The organism is Histophilus somni (assembly GCF_014202395.1).
GTDB lineage: Bacteria > Pseudomonadota > Gammaproteobacteria > Enterobacterales > Pasteurellaceae > Histophilus > Histophilus somni.
The window spans coordinates 1-1,521 of the sequence record NZ_JACHGQ010000025.1; the positions used below are offsets into that span (position 1 = coordinate 1).

Consider the following 1,521-nt stretch of genomic DNA (forward strand, 5'->3'; position numbering starts at 1 on the left):
GAGATTCACTTCATAGACGCTTCGGGTATGTCCTACCCTGATATTTATTATGCTTGGACTATTGCTTGCCCACGTGTGAGAACATTCATTGCTCCTACTACATCGGCATTTTCTGTATAGCCACATTCTACACATTCAAAATTTGCCTGTGTTTGGCGATTTTCTTTTGCGGTATGGTTGCAACAAGGGCAAGCACGACTGGTATCTCGTGCTGGTACGGCAACTAAAAATCCGCCCAGCCATTGCGTTTTATAGCCCAGTTGTCGTCTGAACTCAAACCAAGACTGATCTAATATCGCACGGTTTAAGCCTGATTTCTGTTTCACATTTTTACCGTGTTCTTCCGCTGTGCCTTTTGCCGATTTGGACATATTCGCAACTTGCAAATCTTCAACATAGATCATTGCGTGGTTTTTGCTGATTTGAGTTGAGATTTTGTGCAAAAAATCTTTTCGGCAGTTAGCAATTTTATGGTGTAATTTGCCGATTTTTTCTTTCAGTTTTTGCCGGTTTTTACTGAACTTCACTTTATTTTTGAGCCGTTTTTGCAGTTTTGCCAACTTACCTTTATAGGTTTTGAATGCATTTAACGGCTCAAAAAATTCGCCATTAGACAGGGTCGCAAAGCGTGCAACACCCATATCAATGCCAATCTCTCCGCCTTTATGTGTCGGTCTTTCCTGTTCAAATTCCGTTTGAATACTCACAAAAAAGCGACCGCACTTTTGGCTGACGGTCACATTTTTCACTTCGCCCACAATTTCACGATTATTACGATAGCGAACCCAACCGATTTTCGGCAGATACAAGCGGTCGTTTTGTGGCTGAATTTTGCAGCCTTGCGGAAAACGAAAGCTCTCTTTTACGCCTTTTTTCTTGAATTTTGGGAAACTTGAATGTTTCTGAAAGAAATTTTTGAACGCACTTTCAAGGTCTTTTAACGACTGTTGAAGCACTTGAGAATGGCATTCTTTGAGCCAACCTAACTCTTTTTTCCATTGCGGAAGTAGAGATGTTAATTTTGAATAGCTGAATTTTTGATTATTGTCTTGTTCATATTGCTCGTTCTGCCAAGCTAACGCTCGATTAAACACAAAACGGGAACAACCGCAAAACTGCTTGATTTTACGGATTTGTTCACCATTCGGTCTGATTTCAAATTTAAAGGCTTTACGGAGTAACATTGCACAAATTAGAATACAAAGATTGTTATTATTCTACACTTGGTCTATGAAAAAAGAAACAGAGATTAGACGTGGTCGCCACGTTGTTTTTAACTTACACGTTCATTTAGTTTTCGTGACTAAATATCGCAGAGAAGTTTTTACTAAATTTATTCTTGATGACTTAAAAGCGATTTTTGAATCCGTCTGTTCGGATTTTGAAGCAAAATTAGTAGAATTTGATGGCGAAGACGATCACGTTCATTTACTTGTTGAATATCCACCGAAAGTGGCTATATCAAACCTTGTGAACAGTTTAAAAGGCGTTTCAAGCAGAATGATTAGAAAGAAAAACTAT

General features: G+C 38.7%; 2 protein-coding genes. One reads left to right on the plus strand and one right to left on the minus strand.

What is annotated here, in order from left to right:
* Positions 1-47 precede the first annotated feature (47 nt).
* The gene (locus HNR69_RS09465) at positions 48-1,184 is read right to left on the minus strand and encodes an RNA-guided endonuclease InsQ/TnpB family protein (protein WP_075319813.1); all 1,137 of its coding nucleotides are present in this window, start codon (positions 1,182-1,184) and stop codon (positions 48-50) included.
* A 46-nt stretch (positions 1,185-1,230) separates the two neighbouring features.
* Here HNR69_RS09465 and tnpA point away from each other — a divergent pair.
* On the plus strand, positions 1,231-1,521 hold a 291-nt coding region (tnpA, locus tag HNR69_RS09470), incomplete at its 3' end, for an IS200/IS605 family transposase (RefSeq protein WP_183405678.1).